Here is a 25,251-nt window from a genome sequence, read left to right on the forward strand (position 1 = left end):
AAAGGGGTCAGGCCGTCCAACGGGCCAGCAGATAGACCTCGCCCTCGCAAGTGGCCCCGTCCATGGTGCTGCCGTGGCGGGCGCGCAGTCCGGCGCCATCGAGGACTTCGATCACCGACAAGCCCTGGCGCGCCAGCCAGGCAGCCACCCGTTGGCGCGACGCCGCCCACCGGAATGGTTCACCGACCAGCGAAAGCCAGGCCTGCAGCCAAGGGCGAGCGGAATGAAAGCGGGCGCGTCCTCGGGCATCGGGCTGCATGAAGCTGAAGGCCACCGTGCCCTGCGGGCAACTGCGCCGCAGTTCGCGCAGCAGTTGGCGAGCCCGGGCCGGCGCGAGGTACATCGCCAGGCCCTCGGCAACGAACAGGGTGCTCAGCTCGGGCCGGAAGCCGGCGGCGTCCAGCGCGCAACGCAGCGGCTGCGCCACCAGGTCGGCTTCGGCGAAGGCGGGCGGCCTCGCCTGCCCTTCGACGGCCCGGCGCTTGACCGATTGCGTGGCCGGGTGGTCGATCTCGATGCAGTGCAGCTCCGCCTCTTTGGCGGACAGCTCCAGGCTGAGCGTGTCGAAGCCGGCGCCCAGGACGACCAGTTGGCGGCAACCTTCACCCAATGCCTGGGCCGCCCATTGGCGAAGCTGCCGCTTGCGGTACAGGTAGTGGGCGGTGATGCCGGGCAGGGTGGCGCCTTCCAGCCAACCCGTCACGGCGCGGGTCGGCCAGCCTGCCAGATGGCGCTCGAGCCGGGCCCAACCGGCCGAGGCATGCTGCAGCGCGGCCTGGCCGACGCGCTGCGCCTCGGCCGGAACGAACGCCCGGCGTCGTGGATCGTGCGAGTCGCGCAGCAGGCTCGCGGCAATCAGCAGCGCGGTCGCGCTGGGACGATCGACCTTCAAGCCGCATCCCCATCAAGCACCGCCTTCAAGTGGCGGTACCAATCGCTCTGGAAGCGCTCTTCGGGGTCGAAGGCGAGCTTGGCGGCCAGCCATTCGTCGATGCGCGGATGGCACGTGCGCAGCTGCTTCGCCGTGGCATGGCGGTGATAGGTGAGATAGAAGCTGCCGCCCTGTGCCATGGCGAGCGCGTTCAGGCATTCGAAGGTCTCGGCGACTTGCGCGCAGGTCCCGGGGTCGTGCGGGGTGTGCAGGTTGAAGATCACGCAGGCGAAGTCCTCGCGTGCCCAGGGAAGGAAGCTTTCGTCGTCGCGGCGGATCAGGCGCACGGTGCCGTAGACGACGTCGGCCTCGCGTTCGCGCAGCAGCTGCGCCGCCTGGCGCATGAAGCCGGCAAAGCGCGAGCGCGGCACATAGAGCTCGCAGATCACCTCGCTGCCGCAATGGCCGAGCGATTCGTCGAGCGCGGCGTGGTAGTCGTCGAGGTAATAGGACAACTGGTGCAGGTCGGACCAGTAGACCTGCCCCGCGGTGGCGAGGTAGAAGCCCGCATAGCGACGGAACGCCTCGCTCTTGTCGCGGTGGGCCAGTTCGAGCAGGCCGACCCAGTCGGACTCGCCGAGCGCCAGCTGCCCGGCCGGGATTGGCGTGTCGTCGGCGACCGGCTGGTAGCACGCGAAGACCCCGCGGTTCAGGTAGTCCGGCCGCTGGGGGTCGATGGCGAACTGGAAGTCACCGTACAGGCAGCCTTCGGCGATGCGCCGCTCGAAAGCGGCCATCAGGTCGTCGGTGCTGCCCAGCTCGACCAGCCGGCGCAGCTTGCGGCGCCGCGCCAGCCGCAGCGTCACTTCGGTGATGACGCCGAACATCCCGTAGCCGCCGATGGCCAACGCGAACAGCTCGGCGTTCTCGCTGCGGCTGCAGCGGCGCGGCTGGGCGTCGGCTCCCATCAGGGTGATCGATTCGACATCGGCGACGATGGGCTTCATCGCCAGGCCGCGTCCATGCACATTCGCCGACAGGCTGCCGCCGAGGCTGAAGCGGTCCGCACCGGTCTGCTTCTGCGCGACGCCCCAGCCGCCGTCGGTGCCCGCCTGCAGCTCATGCAGTTGCTGGAAAAGCGCCGGCCACTGGATGCCGGCCTCGACACTGATCAGGCCGCGTGCGGCATCGAAGGCGAGCACGCGCTGCAGGCCGGCCGTGTCGATCAACAGCCCGTCGGAGAGGAACTGCTGGCCGCCCATGGCATGCCGGCCGCCGCACACCGCCAGGGCGAGGCCTTCGCGGCGTGCCCTGGCGATCGTGGCTTGCACGTCCTCTGGCAGCTGCACCGCGACGATGTCGCGCACCACCGTGGCATTCAAGCGCGAATGCACGTCATTGACGAGCCGCACTTGCGGCACCGATCGGGTCATCAGGTTCCTCCCTTGGTATTCATCCCAGCATAGGCCATGGCTGGCAGGAGCCTTCAGACAGGCTCCAGCACCGCGCGCAGGTCGCCGGTGCGGGGATGCTGGTGCAGATTGCGTTCGACGTTGCCGATGTGGCTGGTCATGAGCTTGGCGGCCGCTCGCGCATCGCGCCGGGCCAATGCCTCGACGATGGCCACGTGCTCGGCATGCGACTCCTCGGCGGAATGGGCGGATTGCATCATCAGCGAGACCAGCGAGGAGCGAGACAGCAACTCTCCCATCACCTCGGCCAGCACGGTGTTGCCCATGGCCTCGGCCAGCAGCACGTGGAAGTCGGCCAGCAGGCGCGTGCGGCCGGGCACGTCGGTGCGCGCCACGGCGGCGGCCTCGTCAGCCAGGTGGGCGCGCAGGCGGGCCATCTGCACTTCGGTGATCCGGCTGCACAAGGTCCTCACCATGGCCGCCTCGACCAGCGCGCGGGCCTCGAAGACCTGCCTGGCCTCCTCGGCGCTGGGCTGGCGCACGAAGGCGCCGCGGCCCGGCTCCAGCACGATGAGCCGGTCGCGCGAGAGCTGGTTCAGCGCCTGGCGCACGACGGTGCGCGAGACCTTGAAGATGTCCGCGATGCGCTGCTCGGCCAGCTTGGTGCCCGGCATCAGGCGGCGTTCGACGATGGCGGCGCTGACCGCATCGACGATGCGCTGCGTGGTGGTCTGGACATCGGCCGTGCCGGCGCCGCCCACGCGCCGGGGCCGCGTCGGGCGGATCACTTTCAGGCTGGGGCTGCGTGAAGCCATGCGGATCGGGTTGCGCTGTATTCAGAAGTGTATACACTTTGGCGACATCGCCACAACCGCAGCGCCCGCGCGATCCAGGGCTTCCAACCGATGGGCCAGCTCACCACCCACGTGCTAGACACCATGCACGGCTGCCCCGCCGCCGGGATGGCGGTCTCCCTCTGGCGCGAGGGCGAGAGCGTGCCGCTGCGGACCCTGGCGCTCGATGCCGACGGCCGCGCCGGCGGGCCGCTGCTGGCGGGCGAGGCGTTCCGCCCGGGCCGCTATCGATTGCATTTCGGCGTGGCCGACTACTTCCGTGCCCGCGGGGTCGCCTTGCCCGAGCCGCCCTTCCTCGACGAGGTGGTGCTGGCCTTCGGCATCGCCGAGGCCCAAGCGCACTACCACGTGCCCCTGCTCGCCAGTCCCTGGTCGTATTCGACTTACCGCGGCAGCTGATGGAAGGCTATCTGCTCGACTGGGCCAACCTGCTGCTGCGCTGGGCCCATGTGATCACCGCGATCGCCTGGGTGGGCTCCTCGTTCTACTTCGTCTTCCTCGATGCCAGCCTCACCCGGCCCACCGATCCCGAGCTGCTCGGCAAGGGCGTGGATGGCGAGTTGTGGGCGGTGCACGGCGGCGGCTTCTACAACCCCCAGAAGTACCTGCTGGCGCCCAAGGCGCTGCCGCCGCACCTGCACTGGTTCTACTGGGAGAGCTACAGCACCTGGCTGACCGGCTTCGGTTTGTTCACCGTGCTGTACCTGTTCAACGCCGGCACCTTCCTGGTCGACAAGTCGGTGCACGACTGGGCGCCGGCGACGGCCGTGGGCGTCGCGCTGGGCTTTCTCGCCGCCTTCTGGCTCGTCTACGACGGGCTGTGCCGCGCCTTCGGCCAGCGGCCTGGGGGTGACCGCATCGTCGCGGCCGGAAGCCTGTTGCTGGTCGTGCTGACCGCGTGGCTGGCCTGTCGCTGGTTTGCCGGCCGCGCGGCCTTCCTGCTGACCGGCGCGGCGATCGCCACGGCGATGAGCGCGAACGTCTTCTTCTGGATCATCCCCGGCCAGCGCAAGGTGGTGGCGCAGATGCGCGCCGGCCTGCCGGTCGAGGCGGTGCATGGCCAGCGCGGCAAGCAGCGCAGCGTGCACAACACCTACTTCACGTTGCCGGTGCTGGTGGCCATGCTGTCCAACCACTACGGCTGGCTGACGCAGGGGGCGCACAACTGGCTGGTGCTGGTGGTGTTGATGGCTGCCGGCGCGCTGGTGCGGCACTTCTTCGTGGCCCGGCACGCCGCGCGCCGCCTGGGCCGGCGGCCGCCCTGGGCTGCTGCGGCGGCTGGCTGCGTGTTGCTGCTGGCCCTCGTGGTCGGGCTGGCGCCCGCGCCGCCGGCGGCCTCTGCCGCCGCGACGGTCGCGCCGCCGGGCGTCGCCGAAGTGCGGGCGGTGATCGCGCAGCGCTGCGTGATGTGCCACAACGAGCAATTGCAGAACAAGGGCGTGGCGTTGCAGACCGAGGCGCTCGTTCGCCAGCACGCGCAGGCCATCTACCAGCAGGCGGTGGTGCTCAGGCAGATGCCGCTGAACAATGCCACCGGCATCACTGATGATGAACGAGCACTGATCCGGCGCTGGTTCGAGGCCGGAGCGCCATGAAATGACCCCAGTACGGTGTGTGCCGCGCCGCATGGATTTCGATGCAGGCACATTCCCTGCCCACGCCTCCTGCATTCAGGGGGTGACGTGGCGGTAACAAAAGGCACAGCATCCGCCTCTTGACGATCCGCCGCCTGTGAACCGCAGGCGCGTGGTGGAGGGGCGGAACATGATTCAAGGGGCAGGGCAGGCGAATCGCCGCGCTCGTCCGGCGCCCGCCGGGCGGCTGCCTTGGCGAAGCTGGCTGGCGCTGTGGCTGGTGGCAGGTGTCGCCGTGCTGCTCGGCTCCTGCGGCGGCGGCGACGAGGCCTCCACTTCACCGCAGGCGCGCGAGCACGATGCCGGCACCGGCCGGGTGGTGCAGGCGTCAGCGCGCAAGAGCGCCCTGTCCTTGCCGGCCGGCCGGGCGATCCCGCCGGATGCCGGCCAGAAGGGGATGTTCTCGCCGCTGTACAACTGGCCGCTGATCGCGATCCACGCCGCGCTGCTGCCCGACGGCCGGGTCATGACCTATGGCACCAAGGCGGATGGCCAGCAGACGGGTTTCTTCATCTACGACGTCTGGGACAGCAGCCAGCCGCCCGACAGCGGCCACCTGACCCTGCCCAACAACACGGCCGTCGACCTGTTCTGCAGCTCGCAGGTGGTGGTGGCCCTGAACGGCAACCGCAACCAGCCCCAGCTGGTGATCTCCAACGGCGACAACTGGACGGGCAACGGCACCACCAACACCGGCAACCCGAACAGCACGATCTTCGATCCGGGCAGCAACACCCTGGTGCGTGGCCAGGACCTGAAGCGCGCGCGCTGGTATGCCTCGGCGATCGTGCTGGTCAACGGCGAGGTCTACATCCAGGGCGGATGGGACGGCACCGACCACCCCGAGATCCGCGGGGCCGATGGCCGCTACCGGTTGCTGTCCACCGACACCAGCGGCCTGGACTTCTACTACCCGCGCAACTTCGTCGCCCCCGACGGCCGGGTCTTCGGCTTCGACACCACCGGCAAGCTGTACTACACCGACCCTTCCACCGGCTCGCTGAGCATCGTCGGCCAGATCGACAACGCCATCATCGGCTCCGACGCCACCACGGCGATGTTCCGGCCGGGCCGCATCCTGCAGTTCGGCGGCTTCTCGGACAAGTCGATCGTGATCGACATCACCGGCGGCGCGCCGGTGATGTCCGGCATGCGCACGATGTCTTCCCAGCGCCGCCTGGCCACCGCGACCGTGCTGCCCGACGGGCAGGTGCTGGCCACCGGCGGCAGCCCGGTCTGGAACGACCTGGACGGCGCCGCGCTCAATGCCGAGATCTGGAACCCGCAGACCGGCAACTGGACGGTCGGTGCCGCCGGCGCCGTGGCCCGCCTCTACCACTCCACGGCGGTGCTGCTGCCCGACGCGACCGTGCTGGTGGCCGGCGGTGGCGCTCCGGGCCCGCTGACGAACCTCAATGCCGAGATCTACTACCCGCCCTACCTCTTCACCGCCAACGGCCAGGAGGCGCAGCGCCCCGTGATCGTCGGCACGCCGGACTACCTCCAGATCGGCGACACGGTGCCGATCGACGTGGCCCCGGGCAGCACGATCAGCCGGGTGGTGCTGGTCAAGACCGGCGCCGTCACGCACGGCTTCAACATGGACCAGCGCTTCCTCGAGCTGCCGTTCCGGGCCGACGGCAACCGCGTGTACGCCCAGGCGCCCACGCACGCGCCCGATGCGACCCCCGGCTACTACATGCTGTTCGTGCTGGATTCAGCCGGCGTGCCCTCGAAGGCGAAGATCCTCAACATGGGCGTGGCGCCCATCCAGGATCCGCTCGTCATCCCGACGCTGACTTCGCCCGGCAACCAGGACACTCCGCTGGGCACCCAGGTCGACCTGGCCCTGAGCGCCAGCGATCCCAACGGCGACAAGCTCATGTACAGCGCCGCGGGCCTGCCGCCCGGCCTGTCGATCAGCCAGAACAGCGGCCACATCACCGGCACCCCGAACACGAATGGCAACTACAACGTCGTGCTGGGGGTGACCGACGGCTACAACAATGCCAGCGTCCCCATCACCTGGAAGGTGAGCGGCAGCGTGCCGCTGAACCTCGACCCGCTGCCCCCGCCCAGCGGCAACATCATCGGCAACCAGCTCGACGTCTCGGCCACCGCCAGCGGCTACCAGGTGCAGTTCAAGTGGAATTTCGGCGATGGCACGGGCGACACGGCCTGGTCCGCCGATGGCCATGCAAGCCATGTCTACACCCGCGCCGGCCTGTTCAACGTGACCGTGACGGTGCGCGACGGCTACGGCCAGCAGGTCGTCCAGGGCTGGGTGCAGCGGGTGCAACTGCCCACCAGCGGACCGCTGCCCACCCAGTCGATGTCGGTGCTCGCCGCGCCGGCCGAGGGCGGCGTCCAGCGCCTGTGGGTCGTCAACCCGGACAGCAACAGCGTCAGCGTCTTCAATGCCGTGACCCGCGCCAAGCTGGCCGAGGTGGCTGTCGGCGCAGCGCCCAGCACGCTGGCGCGAGCCGCCGACGGCCGCATCTGGGTGGTGAATTCGCGCGGTGCCAGCCTGTCGGTGATCAATCCGGGCACCTTCACCGTGGACGCGACCATCGTGATGCCGCGCGCCTCCCAGCCGCAGGGCATCGCGATGTCGCCCCTGGGCACCCGCGCCTTCGTCACGCTGGCCGCCACCGGCCGCCTGCTGCGCCTGAACACGAGCACGCTGTCGCAGACCGGCTCGCTGGTCCTGCCCGGCTCGCCACCCGGCGGCCTGGCGGTCAGCGCGGATGGTTCGCAGGTCTACGTGTCCCGCTTCGTCACCGCGCCCCTGCCGGGCGAGAACACCGCCAGCGTGACGACCACGCCTTCCACCGGCGGCGAGGTCTGGGTCGTCGACACCGCGACGATGACCTTGCAGCGCACCATCGTGCTGCAGCACAGCGAGAAGCCGGATTTCGAGAACCAGGGCCGCGGCATCCCCAACTACCTCGGCGCGCCCGCCCTGAGCCCGGACGGCAGCCAGGCCTTCGTCCCCGGCAAGCAGGACAACATCAAGCGCGGCCAGCAGCGCGACGGCCAGGCCCTGAACTTCCAGAACACGGTGCGCGCCATCAGCTCGCGCATCCTCCTCGGCTCGCAGCAGGAGGACCTGGCCGCCCGCATCGATCACGACAACGCCGGATTGGCCAGCGCTGCCGTGTTCGACCCCACGGGCGTCCTGCTGTTCGTCGCGCTTGAGACCAGCCGCGAGGTCGCCGTCCTCGACGCCCATGCGCGCCAGCAGTTGCTCCGGCTGGACGTCGGGCGCGCGCCGCAAGGGCTGGCGCTTTCCGCCGACGGCCTGACGCTGTACGTCTCCAACTTCATGGATCGCCGGGTCAACGCCTTCGACCTGCGGCCGCTGATCCAGCAAGGCCTGCTCAGCATCCCGCCGCTGTCCGGCATGAACACCGTGGCCAGCGAGCCGCTTTCGCCGAACGTGCTGCTCGGCAAGCAACTCTTCTACGACGCCCGCGACACGCGGCTGTCCCGCGATGGCTACCTGAGCTGCGCCGCCTGCCACCGTGACGGTGGCAGCGACGGCCGGGTCTGGGACCTGACAGACGCCGGCGAGGGCCTGCGCAACACCATCACCCTGCGCGGCCGCGCCGGCATGGACCACGGCCCGCTGCACTGGAGCGCGAACTTCGACGAGGTGCAGGATTTCGAGGGCCAGATCCGGCGCCTGGCCGGCGGCACCGGCCTGATGAGCGACGCCGCCTACTTCAGCGGCACCCGCAGCCAGCCGCTGGGCGACCCGAAGGCGGGCGTGAGTCCGGACCTGGACGCCCTGGCCGTCTATGTCTCATCGCTTTCCAGCTTCGAGCCCAGCCCCTGGCGGCCCGCCAACGGCCAGCTGAGCAGCGCGGCCATCGCCGGCAAGGAGGTCTTCAAGATCAACAGCTGCGCGACTTGCCACGGCGGCACGGCCTTCACCTTCTCGGCCACGCTGGGGCTGCAGGACGTGGGCACGATCAAGCAGACCAGCGGACAGCGCCTCGGCGGGCCGCTGCTGGGCATAGACATCCCGACGCTGCGGGATGTCTGGGCCAGCGCGCCCTACCTGCACGACGGCTCGGCGGCGACCCTGGACGCGGCGGTGCTGGCCCACAACGGCGTCAGCCTGAACGCCACCGACCTGTCCCGGCTCGTGAGCTACCTGCGCGAGATCGGCAGCGAGGAGGCGGGCGCCCCGCCCTCCGGCACCGGGCTGGCCGGCAGCTACTTCAACAACAAGAAGCTGACCGGCACGCCGGTGCTGCAGCGCACCGAGGCCGTCGACTTCGACTGGGGCACCGGATCGCCCGGCGCGGGCGTGAACGCAGACAAGTTCTCGGTTCGATGGACGGGCCTGCTCGAGGCACCGGCCAGCGGCAGCTACTACTTCCAGACCATCTCGGATGAAGGGGTGCGCCTGTCGGTGAACGGCGTCCGCGTGATCGGCGACTGGACCGCCCACACCGCGACCTCGGACATCTCGAAGAAGGTCACCCTCACGGCCGGCCAACGGGTGCCGGTGACGCTGGAGTTCTACGACGGTACCGGCCCCGCCGAGATCCGCCTGCGCTGGAAGCCGCCCGGCACGGCCACCTATGTGAAGGTGCCGGCGGAAAGCCTCTACGTCGATTGACGCCTGTCGACGCCGGATCGCGCCTGCTAACCCCGCCGCCCTCGTCCGGCCGCCTTGGCCTGGTACAGCCTGGCGTCGGCGTGTTCCACCAGGCGCTGCCAGTCGGTGTCGTGGTCGCCGTTGAAGGCGACGCCCACGCTGGCCCCGATGCGCAGCGTCAGGTCGCCGACCTCGAAAGGCGCCTGGGCTGCGGCCAGCACCTCGTCGGCCACCTTCTCGGCATGCACGCGCTCGCGCATGCCGGGCAGGACGACCGCGAATTCGTCGCCGCCGAGCCGCGCCACGCCGTCGGTCGGCCTCACCAGCCCGTGCAGGCGCTCGGCGAATCGGCGCAGGACCTGGTCGCCGACGGCGTGGCCGAAGCTGTCGTTGACGGGCTTGAAATGATCCAGGTCGATGTACAGCACGGCGAGGCCGGCCGCGCCGCCGGCAGTGGAATGGCTGGCCAGGTAGCGCTCGAAGCCGCTGCGATTGAGCAGGCCGGTCAGGCCATCGCGCTCGGCCAGGCGCGCGAGCCGGGCTTCCTCGTCCTTGTGGGCGCTGATGTCGTGCGCCACCACCACGAAGCCCTCGACGCGCTCGCCGCTGCGCCGGGGGATGTAGCTGATGCCGAGGTGGCGCCCGCTGTCCCGGCCGGGGAGGCTTCGTTCGAAGTGCACGGTCTCGCCAGCGAGGGCACGCTGGATCCACGGCAGCCGCTGCGCCGTCTCTTCGGCGCCCAGCACGGCCGCCACCGGCTGACCGACCACGTCCTCGCGCCGCAGGCCGAGCCAGCGCAGGAAGGCGGTATTGGCGAAGCGGTAGACGGTCTGCCCATCGACCACCGCGACCATCGCCGGCATGGCCTCGATGATCGATTCGAGCGTGGCGGCCTGCAGCGCCAGCTCCTGCCGGGCCTGGGTGACGGCGGTGATGTCCCGCATCACGGCCGAGTAGCGCGCCAGGCGGCCATGGGCATCGCGGTGACCGATGACCATGTCGTTGACCATCAGGCGGCGGCCGCCCGCGACCACCACCTCGACCTCGCCCACCCACACGTGGCCTGCCTTGACGGCCGGCGTGATCTCTTCGGCGAAGCGGCGGTTGGTCTCGGGCGTGTTGAACTCGTCGAAGCGGTGGCTCGACGCCAACTCGTCGGGCGGCATGCCCAGCACCTCTCGCGCAGCGGTGTTCCAGTACAGCAGCTGGCCGCGGTGGTCGGCCTGGAGGATGAAGTCGGGCGAACTCTCGAAGATGGCGTTGAGCTCGCGCAGGGCCTGCTCCTGCGCGACGCGCTCGGTGATGTCGACGCCTATGGCGTAGAAGCCGGCCACGCCGCCCTCTGGCGAGCGGTCGGGCACCAGCTGGTTCTCGATGCGCCGACGCTGGCCGGCGATAGTCTCCTCGAACTCGAAGCGCCGCTCTTCGCCGCGCAGGGCGGCTTCGGCATGCGGGCGGATCTGCGCGGCGACGTCCTGCGGCGCCAGGTCCTCCAGCGGATGGCCGAGGATCTCGCCGGCGGCCAGGCCGAAGCGCCGGCAATGGGCGAGGTTGACGAAGCGGAAGCGCCGCTCGGCGTCGACATAGGCGATGCGCACCGGCACGCTGTCGGCGATCTGCCGCACGAAGCGCTCGCTCTCGGCCAGGCGGCGCTCCAGGCGACGGTGCTCGACGATGTCGCGTCGCAGCTGCACGCCGGCGAGCGCCCCTGACACGAGCAGCAGCGTGACCATCAGCACCAGCAGGGCCTCCAGCCGCGCCAGGCCGGCCGCGGCGCTGTCGATCAGGCGCAGGCGCTCCCGGCTCAGCGTTCGCTCCTGCTCCTGCAGCAGCGGGCGGATCTGCTCGATGTCGTTCTGCCCGGCATCGCCCAGCACCTGAGACAGGGACGCCTCGCGGCGGCCCTCCTGGGCGAGCTGCACCGTCCGCGCCAGCTCCGCCAGCTTCGAATCGATCAGCTGGCGCAGGCGCTGCGATCGCGCCGCGAACTCCGGACCGGCCAGGCTGTGGTCCTCCAGCGCGACCATCAGGGCGGGCACCTGGCCGATGGCCTCGTGGTAGGGCTGCAGATAGCGCGCCCTGCCGGTCAGCAGATAACCGCGCTGGCCGCTCTCGGCTTCGTTCAGGGTGGCGAGCAGGGTCAGCAGTTGCCGCCCCTGGCTGGCGAGCGCGGCGCGACGGGAGCTGTCCCGGGCGATCGAGGATGATTGCTGCACCAGCAGCACCACGGTGACGACCAGGCCGAGCGCCGCCGCGAGCAGCGCCGCCAGCGTCAGGCGCAGACCCAGGCGCCGCAGGGGCGCGGGGCCCGGTGGGGAGGGCGAGGCTTCGGAGGGACCGGTCATCCTGCCGATTCTGGGGCGGCCTGCACAGGCCGGGTAACCGCAAGCAGCGTGATCGGCAGCGGGTCGGAGGGCGCTGTCCTACGACAGCCGGCGCGGATCGCCGGGGATCACCGGCTGTGCACGATGGCCGAGTGGGGCCATCGTCATCCCTTGACGCCGCGGCGTGCCGCCATGTCGGCCGACATCGCGGCGCGCTCGGCCTCACCGGCGCGCGCGGCGGCGGCCGGGAAGGCGATGGCGTCCTCCAGCGCGAGATGGCTTTCGTGCAGGCGGCAGAAGGCGTCGGCGGCCGCCTGCAGGGCCCCGGGATCGGGACCCTCGCCGTCGGCCAGCGCCTGCAGCATCGCCGCCAGTGTCGGCCACTGGACCGCGAAGGCCGCGTGGTCGACGGCCATGCGGTCGGCGGCTTCGATCAGCGCACGCTCGCCGCTGGCGCGCAGCAGCGGCAGCACGTGCCGCTCCTCGTCCTCGTGGTGCAGCGGGGCCGCGACGCTGAAATAGCGCAGGACGTCTCGCGCGGCGCTGGCGGCCTGGTCGTCGGCGCCGTGACGGCGCCAATGGGCGATCAGGCGCTGCAGGAGGTCGAGCGTGCGGCGGACGCGGTCGTGGCATCCGGCCAGCAGCTCGAAGGGCTGGTCGAGCCCGGCCGCCGGAGGCGTGTTCAGCAGGGAGGCCATCGAGGGATTGTCCGGCGACGGCGGCTTGACTTGGCTCAAGCCGTTCCAGGGCCGCCTGCCGGACAGTGCAATCGCCGCCCAGGATCCACCGTGAACATGCCTCTACCCCGCCTTCGCACCTCGCCTCCGCGTGTTGCGCTGTCTTTGGCCAGCACCGGCCATCCAGCCGGCTCCGCCGACGCGGCCCGGCCGGCCGACAAGCCCTCGGAGTCCTCGGGCCCCGCTGCGCCCGACTCCCGGGTGTGGGGCCGGCTGTTCGCGGAGTCCCTGCTCCCCGCGGCGGTGGTCCAGACGCTCAACCGCATCGGCCAGGCCCGGCGCCTGGCGCCTGGCGACACGGTGTTCCGGCGCGGCGAACCGGCCCGGTCGCTGGTGGTGCTGGTCGCCGGAGATGCCGCGCTCGGCGGGCCGGATGCCCACGGGCAGTTCCGCACCGAGCGCCATCTGCAGGGCCCGGCGTGGCTGGACGCCAGCGCCGCGTGGCTGGGCGATGTGCACGCCCACGAGGCCCGCATCCTGGCGCCCGCTGTGGTGATCCTGCTCGATGGCGCGACGCTGGCGCAGCAGATCGAAAGCCAGCCGGTGCTGGCGCGGCTGCTGCTGCGAGCGCTGGCCCGCGAGGCCCAGACGCTGGCCCTGAGCACCCAGTCGCTCATGCACCAGGATGCGCCGGCGCGCTGGGCCGCCTGGCTGCTGGCGCGCTGCCAGCCGGTGCCGGGCGACGAATCTCGTGCGGTGGTTCAGTTGCCGCTGCGCAAGCGCGACATCGCCTCCCAGCTGGCGATCACCCCCGAGACCTTGTCACGCCTGATGCGCAGCTTCTCGGCCCAGGGCGTGATTGCTGTGGCCGGCTACACGGTGCACGTGCTTGACCGCGAGGCGCTATCGCGGCTAGCGGCAGGCCGCTAGCCGTCGGCTGAACGTTCGGCTCCCCCGAGCCCCCTCCGAGAGCGGGGCTCCAGCCAGCAATGGACTCCCACCAGCCTCCCTCCGAGAGGGAGGCTCTGGCATGAACGACGAAGTGGCCGCGCCCTTCGACGGACTGGCTGGTGCCCTCCTCGTGGAGGAGGGCTGGGAGGTGTTGTCGGACTGGCTGGAGCCCCGCTCTCGGAGGGGGCTCGGGGGAGCTGGACATTCGGCTGGAGCCAGCGGCCACAGGCCGCTGGAGCCCCGCTCTTGGAGGGGGCTCGGGGGAGCCAAACGTTGCCAGGCCAATGGCCATGGGCCAGTGGCAGGGGGGTCGGCCGAGCCCACGTTCCGTCCACCGTCTAGGCCGCGAGCGGCCTAGACCGTGAACATCTTCACCGCCACGGCGCCCAGCACGATCGCGATCGCGTAGCGGATGAAGCGCAGCGGCGCGCGGGTGCTGATGAAGGAGCCGAGCAGCACGCCGGGGATGGAGCCCATCAGCAGGTTGAGCAGCAGCGAGTAGTTCACGTTGCCCAGCGTCAGGTGGCCCAGGCCGGCGATCAGGGCCAGCGGGATGGCATGGGCCAGGTCGGTGCCGACCAGCTTGCTGGGCGTCAGGCGGATGGGATACAGGTAGACCAGCATCACGGTGCCCAGGGCGCCGGCGCCGATCGAGGTGAGCGTGACCAGAACGCCCAGCACCACGCCGGCCAGCACGGTCACCGGTTGCTGCAGGTGCTTGAAGTAGCTTTCGTCGGTGACACGCAGGCTGCGGCCGACGCGGTGCAGCCAATCCTTCATCACCATGCCCAGTGCGGTGATGACCAGGGCGACCGCGACGGCGGTGATGATGAAGCCGGTCTTGACCTGGTGAGCCTCGCTGAAGTGCATCCAGGCGAGGGTGGCCGCGGCGGCCGGCAGGCTGCCCATGGCGAGCCGGCGCACGATGCCCCAGTCGACCGTGCCATGGTTGTGGTGCACCGCCACGCCGAACATCTTGGTGATCGAGGCGTACAGCAGGTCGGTGCCGACGGCCGTCTGGGGCGCGATGCCGAACATCAGCACCAGCAGCGGCGTCATCAGCGCGCCGCCGCCCACGCCCGTGATGCCCACCACGGTGCCGACCAGCAGGCCGGCAACGGCTCTCATTCCATCAATTTCCATGGCGGTTCCCGTCGGCGATGGCAGCGGGACTGCCGGCATGGCGCTCCCCCGAAGCGTCGCATTGTGGGGGGACGGACATGCGAAAAGCAGATATTGATGCGCGGAAACCGAATATGACGGCACGGGACGGCCCGCGCCGATGCCTCAGCGCCCGGCGTGCAGGAGCAGTTGCGTGGCCACCGCGACGGCGATCACGCCGGGTTGCTTGCCTTCGATGCCGGGCAGTCCGATTGGGCACACCATGCGGGCCAGCAGGGCGTCGTCGACGCCTCGTTCGCGCAGCCGGTGCTCGAATCGGGCGCGCTTGCTGGCCGAGCCGATGAGGCCGAACCAGCCGAAGTCGCCCCGCTTCAGGATGGCCTGGCTCAAGGCCAGGTCGAGGGCATGACTGTGGGTCAGCACGAGGTACGCGTCGCCAGCGTGCCCGTTGGAAACCTCGGCTTCGACGGGCTCCACGCAGACCCGCTCGACATTCGGCGCCAGCGGGCCGGGCGGGAACTCAGCTTCGCGCTCGTCGACCCAGACCACCCGGCAGGGCAGTTCGGCCAGCACCCGCACCAGGGCGCGCCCGACGTGGCCCGCGCCGAACAGGTGCAGCGTGAACAGAGGAGCCGGCCGGGGCCAGGCCCCGACCATGGCCTCGTCGAGCGGCATGAAGCGCAGCGTGAGTGCGCCGCCGCAGCATTGGCCCAGCGACGGCCCGAGGGCGACCGCCCAGTCCAGTGCGGCGTTCTCGCCCGCCGCCAGCCGCTCGCGCGCCCGGGCGATGGCCTGCCACTCGAGGTGGCCGCCTCCTATGGTTCCGGCGACGGCATCGGCTGCGACCAGCATGCGCGTGCCCACTTCGCGAGGTACCGAGCCCCGTGCGGAAACGACCTCCACCAGCATGGCCCGGCGCCCGGCGGCCAGCCAGGCTGCGGCCAGCGCGCGGTCGGGGTCGTGCATCAGCGGTGACGCACCGCGTTGACGGCGCGCAGCAAGGCTTCGGGCGTGGCCGGGGCGGTCAGCGGTGGCTGGCAGCCTGGCGCTCCGGCCGCCGCCACCGCGTCGCGCAGCGCGAGGAAGACCGAGAAGGCCAGCAACAGCGGCGGCTCGCCCACGGCCTTGCTGCGGTGGATGCTGTCCTCGGCATTGCGGTTGGCGAACAGCCGCACGTGGAAGGCCTCGGGCACGTCGTTGGCGGTCGGGATCTTGTAGGTGGACGGCGCGTGCGTGAGCAGGGCGCCGGTCTTCGGATGCCAGACCAGCTCCTCGCTGGTCAGCCAGCCCATGCCCTGGACGAAGCCGCCCTCGATCTGGCCGATGTCGATGGCCGGGTTCAATGACGCGCCGACGTCGTGCAGCAGGTCGGCGCGCAGCAGCTTCCACTCGCCGGTGAGCGTGTCCAGCAGCACCTCGCTGACCGCGGCGCCGTAGGCGAAGTAGTAGAACGGCCGGCCGGTCAGCGTCGCCCGGTCCCAGTGCAGGCCGGGCGTGGCGTAGAAGCCGTCCGACCAGAGCTGCACGCGGGCCTGGTAGGCGAGCTGCACCAGTTCTTCGAAAGGCATGGCCAGGCCGTTCGGCGCGCGCAGCTGGGCATTCTCGAATCGCAGGTCTTCCGGCTCGGCGCCCAGGCGCGGCGCGGCGAAGGCGGCGAGCCGCTCGCGGATCCGGCGCGCCGCGTCCTGCGCGGCCTTGCCGTTCAGGTCCGACCCGGTCGAGGCGGCGGTGGCCGAGGTGTTGGCCACCTTGCTGGTGTCGGTGGCGGTGCAGCGCACGCGGGCCAGTGGCAGGCCGAGTTCGTGGGCGACGACCTGCGCCACCTTGGTGTTCAGGCCCTGGCCCATCTCGGTGCCGCCGTGGTTCACCAGCACTGAGCCGTCGAGGTAGACGTGGACCAGCGCGCCGGCCTGGTTGAAGTGGTTGACGTTGAACGAGATGCCGAACTTCACCGGCGTCAGCGCCAGGCCTTTCTTGAGCACCGGGCTGGCGGCGTTGAACAGCTCGACTTCGCGGCGGCGAGCAGCGTAGTCGGCGCTGCCCGCCAACTCGTCGGCCAGCGGGGCGATGACGTTGTCCTGCACCGTCTGGCGGTAAGGCGTGACGTTGCGGTCCGAGGTGCCGTACCAGTTGGCCTGACGCACCGCGAGCGGATCGCGGCCGAGGTGGCGCGCGATCGAATCCAGCACCACCTCGGTCACCAGCGCGCCCTGCGGCCCGCCGAAGCCGCGAAAGGCGGTGTTGCTCTGGGTGTTGGTGCGCGGCAGGTAGCCGTGGATGGCGACCTCGGGCAGCCAGTAGGCGTTGTCGACGTGGCAGATGGCGCGGGTCATCACCGGTGGCGACAGGTCGGCCGAGTGGCCCGCGTGGCCCAGCAGGGTGACTTCGTAACCCAGCACCCGGCCCTCGTCGTCGAAGCCCACCTCCCAGTCGAACTCGAAGCCGTGCCGGCGGCCGGTGATCAGGAAGTCGTCGTCGCGATCGGGCCTGAGCTTCACCGGGCGGTTCAGGCGCTTCGCGGCCAGTGCGGCGACGCAGGCGAACAGGGCCGACTGCGACTCCTTGCCGCCGAAGCCGCCGCCCATGCGACGGCATTCGACGAGCACCTGATGCGCGGCCATCCCGAGGGCATGCGCGACCACCGCCTGCATCTCGCTCGGGTGCTGGGTGGAGCAGTGGATCTTCAGCCCGCCGTCGTCCTGCGGCAGCGCGTAGGAGATCTGGCCCTCCAGGTAGAACTGCTCCTGGCCGCCGAGGCTGAACTGGCCCGACAGACGGTGCGGGGCGGCGGCGATGGCGCGCTTCACCCCAGCTTCGGCATCGGCGGAGACACTGCGCGCGAGATGCATCGGCGGGACGACGTACTCGCCCTTCGCATGGGCCTCGCGCACCGACAGCAGGGCCGGCAGCTCTTCGACGCGCAGCACCTGCTTCGCCTTGGCGGCGGCGCGGCGGGCGGCCTCGCGCGAGGTGGCGATCACCGCAAAGACCGGCTGGCCGAGGTGACGCAGCTCGCCTTCTGCCAGGATGGGATCGTCGTGCACGATAGGCCCGCAGTCGTTGCGTGCGGGGATGTCCGCGGCGGTGAACACGGCCACCACGCCGGGTTCGCGCTGGAGGGCTTCGACGTCGACGGCCAGCAAGCGGCCGTGGGCCACCGGCGACAGGCCGAGCGCGGCGTGCAGCGTGCCGGCCAGCTCGGGAAGATCGTCCACGTAGGCGGCGCGCCCGCTGACGTGCAGGACGGCGGATTCGTGCGGCAACGCGGCGCCGACGACGGGCGGCGTCGCGGCCAGGGGCGGGGTCATTTCCATGGTCTCGGCCTCAGGCGAACACGCGCAGCTGGTGCGGCGAAAGCGGATGCTGCGGGCGGGTGGCGAGCCACAGGCGCTCCAGCAGCGCGGAGGCAGCCTGCTCGCGGTACGCGGCGCTGGCACGCAGGTCGGTGAGTGGCTTGAAGTCCGAGGCCAGCGCCTGCTGGGCCTGGCGCAGCGTCGCTTCGTTCCAGGGCTGGCCGACGAGGGCGGCCTCGGCACCAGGGGCGCGCTTGACAATGGCCGCCATGCCGCCGAAGGCGAGCCGCGCATCGGCGACGAGTTCGCCCTCCAGTCGCAAGGCAAAGCCGGCGCTGAGGGCCGAGATGTCGCAGTCGAAGCGTTTCGAGAGCTTGTGCGCCTGCACCTGCCAGCGCTCGTCCAGCAGGGGCACGCGGACGGCCTCGATGAACTCGCCCGGCTCCAGTCGGTTCTTCATGTAGTCGACGTAGAAGTTCTGCAGCGGCATCTCGCGCGTGGTCTCGCCGCGCCGCAGCGTCAGCGTGGCACCGAACGAGATCAGCACCGGCGCGGTGTCACCGATGGGCGATCCGTTGGCCAGGTTGCCGACCAAGGTGCCTGCATGCCGCACCGGAGGGCCGGCGAAACGGCGGTGCATCTCGGCCAGCGCGGGCCATCGGCGCACGAGAGCCGCCCAGCCGTCCTCCAGCGTGACAGCAGCGCCGATGCGCAGCTGGCCATCGTCTTCGCTGATCGCGCGCAGCTCCGCCACATCGCCGAGGTAGATGAGCTGCGGCAGGGCGCGGAACTGCTTGTTGACCCACAGGCCGATGTCCGTGGCGCCGGCCAGCAGCGTGGCCTCTGGCTGTTGATTGCGCAGCGCGGCCAGCTCGGCCAATGTGCGCGGCGTGCGGAATCCGGGCACGGCCGGTGCGGGCGCCGCATGCAACGCACGCAGCTGGTCGGCCAGGCCTTGCAGCGGCAGTCGCGGGCCGGGCAGGGTGTCCATCGCCAGGCCGGCATCCAGGATGGGCCGGTAGCCCGTGCATCGGCAGAGGTTGCCGGCCAGCTCGTCGGCCAGTTCGTCACGTGTCGGCCGCGTGCTGGCCTCGGCATGCCGCTCGTGGCAGACGGCCAGCGAGACCGCGAAGCCCGGCGTGCAGAACCCGCACTGCGACCCGTGGTGCTCGACGAGCGCGCGCTGCGCCGGGTGCAGCTCATCGCCCGCCGCCAGGTCCTCCACCGTGAGCAGCGCCTTGCCGTGCAGCGTGGGCAGGAAGCGGATGCAAGCGTTGACGGGCCTGAGCGCCACACCGGCCACCCGCACCGCGCGGCTGGGCTCGGGCACCTCTTCTTCGAGCTCCGCGACGATGACCGTGCAGGCGCCGCAATCGCCTTCGGCACAGCCCTCCTTGCTGCCGCAGGCTTGCGCGTCTTCGCGCAGCCACTGCAGGACGCTGCGCGTCGCGTCGCCCACCGGCACCTCGATCGGCCGGCCCCGGAAAACGAAGCGGATGGGGTTTTCAGTCATCGGCAAGAAGGGAGTGAGGGCGGATCGATGCTGCCACGTCGAGACCTGCTGGCCTGGCGCGTTCGCCCGAACGTACGCCGAAACCCCGTCTGCGGCATGCTTGCAGGCGCATGGCTTGCATATGGTGTGCCTTATGACGATAGCTCCCCCCTTGGCGAACATCGACCTCCATTTGGTGAGGGTCTTGTCCACCGTGATTTCAGAGCGCAGCGTTTCGCGGGCCGCCATGCGGTTGGGAAGCACCCAGCCGCAGGTGAGCACCCAGCTCAGGCGGCTGCGCTCGCTGACCGGCGACCCCTTGCTGGTGCGTTCCGGCACGGGCATGGTGCCGACCGACGCTGCGCTGTCGCTGCTCGCACCGGCGCAGCGCCTGCTGCGCGAGGCCGAGACGCTGTTCGGCCCCACGCGCGCCGGCCGCCGCTTCGACCCGGCCGAGACCGAATTCACGTTGAATCTGGCGGCCAGCGACTACCTCGACCCGCAGTTCCTGCCGACGCTGGTGACGAGGCTGCGCTCGCAATCGCCTGGCGTCCGCCTCGTGCTGCATCCGCTGACCGGCGATGCGGACTACCGCACCAAGCTGGCCCTGGGCGAGGTCGACGTGGTGGTCGGCAACTGGCTGCGGCCCCCGGGGGAGTTGCACCTGGGCCGGCTGATCACCGACGACGTGGTCTGTCTGGTCGGCGACGATCACGCCGCGGCGCGCAACCCCCGCGCCTGGACGGTCGAGCGGTACCTCGCGAGCGACCACGTCGCGCCCACGCCGCTGCACCCCGGCGCACCGGGCGTGATCGACGAGTACCTCGCGTTGCAAGGCCAGAGCCGCCGCATCGCGGTGCGCAGCGCCCACTTCGGCCTGGTGCCGGCGATGCTGCCGGGCAGCGGGCTGGTGCTGACCACCGGCAAGCTGTTCTGCCTGCGCTACATCGGCCGGCTGCCGGTGCGCATCGTGCCTTGCCCCTTGCGCTTTCCTCCGATGGCGTACTACCAGCTGTGGCACGACCGGACGCACGCCTCGGCCGCGCAGCGCTGGGTGCGAGAGGCGATCCGTGCCGTGGCGCGCGAGCTGGTCGACGGGCCGGCCGCCGAGGCGGGGAGGGCCGCGTGATGAATTCGAACAAGCTCGCCCTGCGCGGCGACCTGCTGGACCTCACCGGCACGCCGGCGCTGGACGACGTCGACAGCCCGGTCGTGCGCTTCCGTCCCGACCACTGGCTGCTGATCGAAGGGGGCCGCATCCAGGCGGTGCTGCCCGGCGCGCAGGCGCCAGGCGATGACTGGCAGCGCGAGGACCATACCGGCCGGCTGCTGATGCCCGGCTTCATAGACACCCACGTCCACTGCCCGCAGCTGGACGTGATCGCGAGCTACGGCACCAGCCTGCTCGATTGGCTGGACACCTACACCTTCCCCGCCGAGCAGCGTTTCGCCGACCCGGCGGTGGCCGCGCCCGGCTCTTCCCTCTTCCTCGACGCGCTCCTGGCCCATGGCACGACGGCGGCGGTGGTCTTCCCGACCGTGCATGCCGAGTCGGCCGAGGCATTGTTCGCCGCCGCGGCCGGCCGCGGCATGCGCATCGTCACCGGCAAGGTGCTGATGGACCGCCACGCGCCGGAGGCGCTGCGGGACGACGTGGCCGGCGCCGAGGCCGATTGCGAGCGCCTCATCGCCCGCTGGCACGGCCACGGCCGTGCAGCTTTCGCCGTGACGGTGCGCTTCGCCATCACCAGCACGCCGGAGCAGTTGGCCATGGCCGGCGGCCTGGTGGGCCGCCACCCCGGGCTGTACATGCAGACCCACGTGGCCGAGAACCGCGACGAGGTGCGCTGGGTCGCCCAGCTCTTTCCCGAGGCGCGCAGCTACCTCGATGTCTACCACCGCCACGGCCTGCTGAACGAACGCTCGGTGCTGGCGCACGGTATCTGGCTGGACGACGAGGACCGGGCACTGCTCGCCGCCACCGGCGCCCACATCTCGCATTGCCCGACCAGCAACCTCTTCCTCGGCAGCGGCCTGTTCGACTGGCGCGCCGCGGTGGCCAGCGGACACCGCGTGTCCATAGGCACCGACGTGGGCGGCGGCACCAGCCTGTCGATGCCGCGCACCTTGGCCGAGGCCTACAAGGTGCAGGCGATGCAGGGCCAGCGCCTGTCGGCCTGGGCCGCGCTGCATGCGGGCACCCGGGGTGCCGCTGAAGCGCTGGGTTTGGGACACGAGATCGGCACGCTGGAGCCGGGCCTGGCCGCCGACGTGGTGGCCTGGGACTGGGCGCACGGCCCGGTGGCCACGCACCGCGACGCGGTGGCCCGCGGCGCCATCGCCGGCCTGTCGGAACAGGCCTTGCATGCAAGGGTGTTCGCCTGGCTCACGCTGGCCGACGAGCGCAACGTCGCCGCCACCTGGGTGGCCGGGCACGACCGATACCGACGAATCTCCTCCACCCCCTGAACCACAAAGGAAGCCCCTCGATGTACCCCCGCGCCCGACTGACCCTGGCCTCTTGCGCCGCCTTCGCCGCCCTCGCCGCCACCGCCAGTCACGCCGCCGACTGGAGCGACACCTCCATCGGCTACCGCACCGGTAGCAAGTTCGCAGAGCCTTTCGGCGCGACGGACATCCACAAGGACATCCTCGATCTCAACCACGTCAGCGGCTACAAGTACGGCACGAACTTTCTCAACGTCGACCTGCTGCTGTCCGACGAGAAGGACCCGGCCTCGCCGAATTCAGGCAACGGCGCGCAGGAGGTCTACATCGTCTACCGCCACACGCTGGACCTGGAGAAGACGACCGGCGCGTCGCTCAAGTGGGGCCCGATCCGCGGCGTGGGCCTGACGATGGGCTTCGACGCCAACGTCAAGGACGACGCCGGCTACAACTCCAAGAAGCGCATGCTGGTGGCCGGCCCGACGCTGAACTTCGACGTACCGGGCTTCCTCGCCGTCAGCGTGCTGCAGCTGTGGGAGAGCAACGCGCCCTACAACGAATTCACCAGCACCGCCACGCCGCGCTACCACTACAAGCCCCACCCGATGCTGACGGCGGCCTGGGGCATCCCGATCGGCAGCCTGCCGCTTTCGTTCGAGGGCTTCGCCAACTTCATCGCCTCCAAGGGCAAGGACGAGTTCGGCGGCGACACCAAGCCCGAAACCAACATCGACATGCAGGTGATGTACGACGCGGGCACCTTGTGGGGCGTCAAGAACACCGTCAAGGTCGGCCTGGAGTACCAGTACTGGCTGAACAAGTTCGGCAACGACCACAAGGGTCCGGCCGGCGACGGTGCGTTCGCCAAGACCCCCATGGTCCGCGCCGAATATCATTTCTAGATTCAGCCACCCGCGAGCCCTCCCGTGAAGAGCCCATGCTTCGACTCGAACTGACGGGGATCACCAAGCAGTACCCCGCCGTGCGCGCCAACGACGGGGTGAACCTGCGCGTGGCGCCCGGCCAGATCCACGCCGTGCTGGGCGAGAACGGGGCGGGCAAGTCGACGCTGATGAAGATCATCTACGGCGCGACCCAGGCCGATGCCGGCGAGATCCGCTGGAACGGCCAGCCCGTCAAGGTGGCCAGCCCCGCAGCGGCGCGGGCGCTGGGCATCAGCATGGTCTACCAGCACTTCTCGCTGTTCGACACGCTGACCGCGGCCGAGAACGTGTGGCTGGGCCTGGACAAGTCGGAGACTCTGGCCACGGTGACCGGGCGCATCCGCCAGGTCGCTGCCGGCTACGGCCTGGAGGTCGATCCGCTGCGGCCGGTGCACACGCTGAGCGTGGGCGAGCGGCAGCGGGTCGAGATCGTGCGGGCGCTGCTCACGAAGCCCAGCCTGCTGATCCTGGATGAACCCACGTCCGTCCTGACGCCGCAGGCGGTGGACAAGCTCTTCGTCACGCTGAGAAAGCTCAGCAGCGAGGGCTGCAGCATCCTCTACATCAGCCACAAGCTCGACGAGATCCGCCACCTCTGCCACCACTGCACGGTGCTGCGCGGCGGCAAGGTGACGGGCGAGGTCGACCCGACGCAGGAGACCAACGCCAGCCTGTCGCGCCTGATGATCGGCGCCGAGCCGCCGGCCTTGAAGCATCGCGAGGCCCGCGCCGGCGCGGTGGCGCTGGAGGTCAAACAGCTGAAGCTGCCGGCAGCCGATCCCTTCGGCATGACGCTGGCCGAGGTGTCGCTGCAGGTCCGCGCCGGCGAGATCGTCGGCATGGCCGGGGTCTCGGGCAACGGCCAGCAGGAGCTGATGGCGGCGCTGTCGGGGGAAGACCGCCGTGCCCCGGCCGGCAGCGTGACGCTGTTCGGGCACGACATCGCCGCCGCCTCGCCGAGGCAACGCCGCTTGCTCGGCCTGCATTTCGTGCCGGAAGAGAGGCTGGGCCGCGGCGCCGTGCCCTCCCTGAGCCTGGCGCAGAACACCCTGCTGACCCGCACGCAGACCGTGAGCCGCCTGGGCTGGCTCAAGCTGCGCGAGACCCACGCGCTGGCCACCTCGCTGATCGGGCGCTTCAACGTCAAGGCCGGCGGGCCGGACGCGGTGGCGCGCTCGCTCTCGGGGGGCAACCTGCAGAAGTTCCTCGTCGGCCGCGAGATCGATGCCAGGCCCAAGGTGCTCGTCGTCGCGCAACCCACCTGGGGGGTGGACGTGGGCGCGGCGGCGCAGATCCGCGCCGAGCTGCTGCGCCTGCGCGACGAAGGCTGCGCGCTGCTGGTGGTGAGCGAGGAGCTGGAAGAGTTGTTCGAGATCAGCGACCGGCTGGTCGTGATCGCGCGCGGCCGCGTGTCGCCGACCGTGGCCACGGCCGAGGCGACGGTGGAGCGCATCGGCGAATGGATGTCGGGCCTGTGGCCCGGCGGCAAGGACGAAAAGAACGAGGTGACCGCGCATGCTGCGGCTTGAGGCGCGGCCGCAGCCGTCGCGCGTGATGTCGATCGGCTCGCCGCTGCTGGCGCTGGTGATCACCGTGCTCGTCGGCATCGTGCTGTTCGCGGCGCTGGGCAAGGATCCGGCGCGCGGCCTGCAGGTCTTCTTCGTCGAGCCGGTCAAGAGCGCCTACGCCCTGTCGGAGCTGTCGATCAAGGCGGTCCCGCTGGTGCTCATCGCGCTCGGGCTGGCGCTGTGCTTTCGCTCCAACATCTGGAACATAGGCGCCGAGGGCCAGTTCGTGGTGGGGGCGCTGGCGGCCGGCTGGGTGGCCATGCAGGCGGGGCCGGGGACGGCCTGGCTGGCGAGCCTGGGAAGAGGCATCGTCGTGCCCATCCTGCTGGCGGGCGTGCTGGGCGGCATGGCCTGGGCGGGCATCGTGGCGCTGCTGCGCGACCGCTTCAACGCCAACGAGATCCTGGTCAGCCTGATGCTGGTCTACGTGGGCGACCTGCTGCTGGCTTACCTCGTCTACGGGCCCTGGAAGGATCCGGCGGGGTACAACTTCCCGCAGACGATCACCTTCGATGCGACGACCAAGATCCCGCGGCTGGTGACGGGGCTGCGCATGAACATCGGGCTCATCGTCGCGCTGGCTTCGGTCGCGGCGATGTGGGCCTTTCTCTTTCGCACCTACCGCGGCTTCGCGCTGCAGGTCGGCGGGCTGGCCCCGGCGGCAGCGCGCTATGCCGGCTTCTCCTCGCGCCGCGCGCTGTGGACGGCGCTGCTCGTCTCGGGCGGCCTGGCCGGCCTGGCCGGTGGGCTGGAGGCAGCGGGGCCGCTCGGCCAGCTCACGCCCTACGTTCCGGCCGGCTACGGCTTCGCGGCCATCATCGTGGCCTTCGTCGGCCGCCTGCATCCGGTCGGCATCGTCTTCTCGGCGGTGCTGATGAGCATGTTCTACATCGGCGGCGAGCTGGCGCAGTCCAGGCTGGGCCTGCCCAAGGCACTGACGGGCGTGTTCCAGGGCCTGCTGCTGTTCGCGCTGCTGGCCTGCGACACGCTGATCCACTACCGGGTGCGCATCGGGCGGAGGGCGGTGGCATGAGCCAGCAGGGCCGCCCCAA

The 25,251-nt window shown here is 70.6% G+C and carries 18 protein-coding genes; 9 read left to right on the forward strand and 9 right to left on the reverse strand.

Annotated elements, in window-relative coordinates:
• Nucleotides 1-7: 7 nt before the first annotated feature.
• Genes ACS5PM_RS26425 through ACS5PM_RS26435 form a run of 3 tightly spaced genes read right to left on the reverse strand, consistent with a single transcriptional unit; the run spans nt 8 to nt 3,098 of the window.
• Nucleotides 8-892, reverse strand: a complete 885-nt coding sequence (locus tag ACS5PM_RS26425; RefSeq protein WP_439390830.1) for a class I SAM-dependent methyltransferase — start codon at nt 890-892, stop codon at nt 8-10.
• Complete coding sequence (locus tag ACS5PM_RS26430) at nt 889-2,304, reverse strand: FAD-binding oxidoreductase (protein ID WP_439390831.1); 1,416 nt, start codon at nt 2,302-2,304, stop codon at nt 889-891. Before ACS5PM_RS26430 ends, ACS5PM_RS26425 begins: the two co-directional genes overlap by 4 nt.
• A 53-nt stretch (nt 2,305-2,357) precedes the next feature.
• Nucleotides 2,358-3,098, reverse strand: a complete 741-nt coding sequence (locus tag ACS5PM_RS26435; RefSeq protein ID WP_439390832.1) for a GntR family transcriptional regulator — start codon at nt 3,096-3,098, stop codon at nt 2,358-2,360.
• A 90-nt stretch (nt 3,099-3,188) separates the two neighbouring features.
• Between ACS5PM_RS26435 and uraH the strand changes: the two genes are divergently transcribed.
• From uraH to ACS5PM_RS26450, 3 genes are all read left to right on the forward strand, one after another.
• On the forward strand, nt 3,189-3,536 hold the full coding sequence (gene uraH, locus ACS5PM_RS26440) for a hydroxyisourate hydrolase (RefSeq protein ID WP_439390833.1): 348 nt from the start codon (nt 3,189-3,191) through the stop codon (nt 3,534-3,536).
• Nucleotides 3,536-4,732, forward strand: coding sequence for a urate hydroxylase PuuD (locus ACS5PM_RS26445; protein ID WP_439390835.1), 1,197 nt, complete (start codon nt 3,536-3,538; stop codon nt 4,730-4,732). The genes uraH and ACS5PM_RS26445 overlap by 1 nt, the downstream gene beginning before the upstream one ends.
• A 169-nt stretch (nt 4,733-4,901) precedes the next feature.
• Nucleotides 4,902-9,401 (forward strand): PA14 domain-containing protein, encoded by a 4,500-nt coding sequence (locus tag ACS5PM_RS26450; protein WP_439390836.1) that lies wholly within the window; start codon nt 4,902-4,904, stop codon nt 9,399-9,401.
• A 26-nt stretch (nt 9,402-9,427) separates the two neighbouring features.
• On the opposite strand, the gene ACS5PM_RS26455 is transcribed toward ACS5PM_RS26450, so the two are convergent.
• Nucleotides 9,428-11,725 carry a PAS domain S-box protein gene (locus ACS5PM_RS26455; protein ID WP_439390837.1) on the reverse strand — a complete coding sequence of 766 codons (2,298 nt, stop codon included), beginning with the start codon at nt 11,723-11,725 and terminating at the stop codon, nt 9,428-9,430.
• 143 nt (nt 11,726-11,868) lie between these two features.
• Nucleotides 11,869-12,402 carry a hemerythrin domain-containing protein gene (locus ACS5PM_RS26460; RefSeq protein ID WP_439390838.1) on the reverse strand — a complete coding sequence of 178 codons (534 nt, stop codon included), beginning with the start codon at nt 12,400-12,402 and terminating at the stop codon, nt 11,869-11,871.
• Nucleotides 12,403-12,498: 96 nt separating this feature from the next.
• Here ACS5PM_RS26460 and ACS5PM_RS26465 point away from each other — a divergent pair, with 96 nt between their 5' ends.
• Entirely contained in the window at nt 12,499-13,311 is an 813-nt protein-coding gene (locus ACS5PM_RS26465) for a Crp/Fnr family transcriptional regulator (RefSeq protein ID WP_439390840.1), read from the forward strand.
• A 375-nt stretch (nt 13,312-13,686) separates the two neighbouring features.
• Here the strand turns inward: ACS5PM_RS26465 and ACS5PM_RS26470 are convergent, their stop codons facing one another.
• The 4 genes from ACS5PM_RS26470 to xdhA form a co-directional block, all read right to left on the reverse strand.
• On the reverse strand, nt 13,687-14,460 hold the full coding sequence (locus ACS5PM_RS26470) for a sulfite exporter TauE/SafE family protein (RefSeq protein WP_439390841.1): 774 nt from the start codon (nt 14,458-14,460) through the stop codon (nt 13,687-13,689).
• A gap of 159 nt (nt 14,461-14,619) precedes the next feature.
• Nucleotides 14,620-15,420, reverse strand: coding sequence for a xanthine dehydrogenase accessory protein XdhC (gene xdhC / locus ACS5PM_RS26475; RefSeq protein WP_439390842.1), 801 nt, complete (start codon nt 15,418-15,420; stop codon nt 14,620-14,622).
• Nucleotides 15,420-17,762 carry a xanthine dehydrogenase molybdopterin binding subunit gene (xdhB, locus tag ACS5PM_RS26480; protein WP_439390920.1) on the reverse strand — a complete coding sequence of 781 codons (2,343 nt, stop codon included), beginning with the start codon at nt 17,760-17,762 and terminating at the stop codon, nt 15,420-15,422. Before xdhB ends, xdhC begins: the two co-directional genes overlap by 1 nt.
• Nucleotides 17,763-17,778: 16 nt before the next feature.
• The gene (xdhA, locus tag ACS5PM_RS26485) at nt 17,779-19,260 is read right to left on the reverse strand and encodes a xanthine dehydrogenase small subunit (RefSeq protein WP_439390843.1); all 1,482 of its coding nucleotides are present in this window, start codon (nt 19,258-19,260) and stop codon (nt 17,779-17,781) included.
• A gap of 133 nt (nt 19,261-19,393) precedes the next feature.
• Here xdhA and ACS5PM_RS26490 point away from each other — a divergent pair, with 133 nt between their 5' ends.
• The 5 genes from ACS5PM_RS26490 to ACS5PM_RS26510 are packed head-to-tail and all read left to right on the forward strand — an operon-like array spanning nt 19,394 to nt 25,232.
• Entirely contained in the window at nt 19,394-20,368 is a 975-nt protein-coding gene (locus ACS5PM_RS26490) for a LysR family transcriptional regulator (RefSeq protein ID WP_439390844.1), read from the forward strand.
• Complete coding sequence (guaD, locus tag ACS5PM_RS26495) at nt 20,368-21,708, forward strand: guanine deaminase (protein ID WP_439390845.1); 1,341 nt, start codon at nt 20,368-20,370, stop codon at nt 21,706-21,708. Before ACS5PM_RS26490 ends, guaD begins: the two co-directional genes overlap by 1 nt.
• A 20-nt stretch (nt 21,709-21,728) precedes the next feature.
• Nucleotides 21,729-22,589, forward strand: coding sequence for an outer envelope protein (locus ACS5PM_RS26500; protein ID WP_439390846.1), 861 nt, complete (start codon nt 21,729-21,731; stop codon nt 22,587-22,589).
• A 35-nt stretch (nt 22,590-22,624) separates the two neighbouring features.
• Complete coding sequence (locus ACS5PM_RS26505) at nt 22,625-24,160, forward strand: ABC transporter ATP-binding protein (protein WP_439390847.1); 1,536 nt, start codon at nt 22,625-22,627, stop codon at nt 24,158-24,160.
• Nucleotides 24,147-25,232 (forward strand): ABC transporter permease, encoded by a 1,086-nt coding sequence (locus ACS5PM_RS26510; RefSeq protein WP_439390848.1) that lies wholly within the window; start codon nt 24,147-24,149, stop codon nt 25,230-25,232. Before ACS5PM_RS26505 ends, ACS5PM_RS26510 begins: the two co-directional genes overlap by 14 nt.
• Nucleotides 25,233-25,251 lie beyond the last annotated feature (19 nt).

Source organism: Ideonella flava (assembly GCF_051857595.1).
Lineage (GTDB): Bacteria > Pseudomonadota > Gammaproteobacteria > Burkholderiales > Burkholderiaceae_C > Ideonella.

What these genes read in the sequence shown, in the direction of transcription:
- ACS5PM_RS26470 (WP_439390841.1), bottom strand. Translation starts at nt 14,460, where the DNA reads ATGAGAGCCGTTGCCGGCCTGCTGGTCGGCACCGTGGTGGGCATCACG.
- ACS5PM_RS26450 (WP_439390836.1), top strand. Translation starts at nt 4,902, where the DNA reads ATGATTCAAGGGGCAGGGCAGGCGAATCGCCGCGCTCGTCCGGCGCCC.
- ACS5PM_RS26430 (WP_439390831.1), bottom strand. Translation starts at nt 2,304, where the DNA reads ATGACCCGATCGGTGCCGCAAGTGCGGCTCGTCAATGACGTGCATTCG.
- ACS5PM_RS26510 (WP_439390848.1), top strand. Translation starts at nt 24,147, where the DNA reads ATGCTGCGGCTTGAGGCGCGGCCGCAGCCGTCGCGCGTGATGTCGATC.
- xdhB (WP_439390920.1), bottom strand. Translation starts at nt 17,762, where the DNA reads ATGACCCCGCCCCTGGCCGCGACGCCGCCCGTCGTCGGCGCCGCGTTG.
- ACS5PM_RS26445 (WP_439390835.1), top strand. Translation starts at nt 3,536, where the DNA reads ATGGAAGGCTATCTGCTCGACTGGGCCAACCTGCTGCTGCGCTGGGCC.
- guaD (WP_439390845.1), top strand. Translation starts at nt 20,368, where the DNA reads ATGAATTCGAACAAGCTCGCCCTGCGCGGCGACCTGCTGGACCTCACC.
- ACS5PM_RS26460 (WP_439390838.1), bottom strand. Translation starts at nt 12,402, where the DNA reads ATGGCCTCCCTGCTGAACACGCCTCCGGCGGCCGGGCTCGACCAGCCC.
- xdhC (WP_439390842.1), bottom strand. Translation starts at nt 15,420, where the DNA reads ATGCACGACCCCGACCGCGCGCTGGCCGCAGCCTGGCTGGCCGCCGGG.
- ACS5PM_RS26500 (WP_439390846.1), top strand. Translation starts at nt 21,729, where the DNA reads ATGTACCCCCGCGCCCGACTGACCCTGGCCTCTTGCGCCGCCTTCGCC.
- xdhA (WP_439390843.1), bottom strand. Translation starts at nt 19,260, where the DNA reads ATGACTGAAAACCCCATCCGCTTCGTTTTCCGGGGCCGGCCGATCGAG.
- ACS5PM_RS26505 (WP_439390847.1), top strand. Translation starts at nt 22,625, where the DNA reads ATGCTTCGACTCGAACTGACGGGGATCACCAAGCAGTACCCCGCCGTG.
- ACS5PM_RS26490 (WP_439390844.1), top strand. Translation starts at nt 19,394, where the DNA reads ATGACGATAGCTCCCCCCTTGGCGAACATCGACCTCCATTTGGTGAGG.
- uraH (WP_439390833.1), top strand. Translation starts at nt 3,189, where the DNA reads ATGGGCCAGCTCACCACCCACGTGCTAGACACCATGCACGGCTGCCCC.
- ACS5PM_RS26465 (WP_439390840.1), top strand. Translation starts at nt 12,499, where the DNA reads ATGCCTCTACCCCGCCTTCGCACCTCGCCTCCGCGTGTTGCGCTGTCT.
- ACS5PM_RS26455 (WP_439390837.1), bottom strand. Translation starts at nt 11,725, where the DNA reads ATGACCGGTCCCTCCGAAGCCTCGCCCTCCCCACCGGGCCCCGCGCCC.
- ACS5PM_RS26435 (WP_439390832.1), bottom strand. Translation starts at nt 3,098, where the DNA reads ATGGCTTCACGCAGCCCCAGCCTGAAAGTGATCCGCCCGACGCGGCCC.